Annotated in this window: 1 protein-coding gene; it reads left to right on the forward strand. The window is 56.9% G+C overall.

Annotated elements, in window-relative coordinates:
- Positions 1 to 1,438: L-glutamate gamma-semialdehyde dehydrogenase (gene pruA, locus ADA01nite_RS21635; protein ID WP_146812489.1), on the forward strand; the 1,438-nt coding region annotated here is incomplete at both ends.

The following is a 1,438-nucleotide window of genomic DNA, read 5'->3' on the forward strand; positions in this document are numbered from 1 at the left end:
CTCGTCATCGGCGGCGAAGAAATCATGACGGAAGAACGGCTTGTATCCGTCAATCCGTCCGCCAAAAAAGAAGTGATTGGAAGTGTGTCCAGCGCCGACCAGGCGCTTGCTGATAAAGCGATGAACGTGGCTGCGGAAACGTTCAAGACATGGTCCCGTGTTCCGGCCGAGCACCGTGCCGGCTACCTGTTTAAGACGGCAGCCATGATGCGCCGCCGCAAGCATGAGTTTTCTGCCTGGCTGATGCTTGAAGCCGGCAAGAGCCGCGCCGAAGCGGATGCCGATACGGCGGAAGCGATCGACTTCATGGAATATTATGCGCGTCAAATGCTTGAGCTCAAAGACCGTGGCCGTCAAACACTCGTCCACCTGCCGGGCGAAGACAACCGCCTGGAATACATCCCGCTGGGTGTCGGGGTCATCATTCCGCCGTGGAACTTTGCGCTGGCGATTGTCGTAGGCATGACGACCTCGGCGATTGTGACCGGTAACACCGTCATCTTAAAACCGGCCAGCCAAACGCCGGTGATTGCCTATAAATTCTATGAGCTGCTGGTGGAAGCGGGTCTTCCGGCCGGCGTTGTCAACTTCCTGCCGGGGCGTCCGGATGTGATTGGCGACTATCTGGTGGATCATAAACTGACACGTTTCATCAGCTTTACGGGTTCGCGTGCGGTGGGCTTACGCATTCATGAGCGTTCGTCCAAAGTGGCACCGGGTCAGATCTGGATGAAGCGTCTGGTGGCCGAGATGGGCGGCAAAGACGCCATCGTCGTCATGGACGATGCGGACCTTGAACTGGCCGCGCAAAATATCGTGGCGTCGGCGTTCAGCTTCTCCGGCCAGAAGTGTTCGGCATGCTCGCGTGCCATCATCCATGAGAATGTGTATGACCAGGTGCTGAATCGGGTCGTGGAGATTACGAAAGGCCTGAAAGTGGGCGACGTGCGGGATGCATCCAACTACACCGGTCCGGTCATTGATGAAAAAGCGTTGAACAAAGTGATGGAGTACGTCGAAATCGGGAAGAAAGAAGGCAAGCTGCTCACAGGCGGCAAGCCGATTGGGGACGAGGGCTTCTTCGTGGAGCCGACCATCTTCGCGGATGTGGACCCGAATGCGCGCATTATGCAGGAAGAAGTGTTCGGTCCGTTCGTGGCGTTCACAAAAGTGCGCGATTTTGACCATGCGATGGAAGTGGCGAACAATACGGAATACGGCCTGACCGGTTCCTTGTTCACACGCAACCGTGAGTTGATCGAGCGTGCGCGCGTTGAATTCCATGTGGGCAACCTGTACTTCAACCGCAAGTGCACCGGGGCGATTGTCGGCGTGCATCCGTTCGGGGGCTTCAACATGTCCGGCACGGACTCCAAAGCGGGCGGTCCGGATTATCTGCTGCAGTTCACGCAGCCGAAATTGACATCGGAGATCTTGT

This window comes from Aneurinibacillus danicus, from assembly GCF_007991215.1.
Classification (GTDB): domain Bacteria; phylum Bacillota; class Bacilli; order Aneurinibacillales; family Aneurinibacillaceae; genus Aneurinibacillus; species Aneurinibacillus danicus.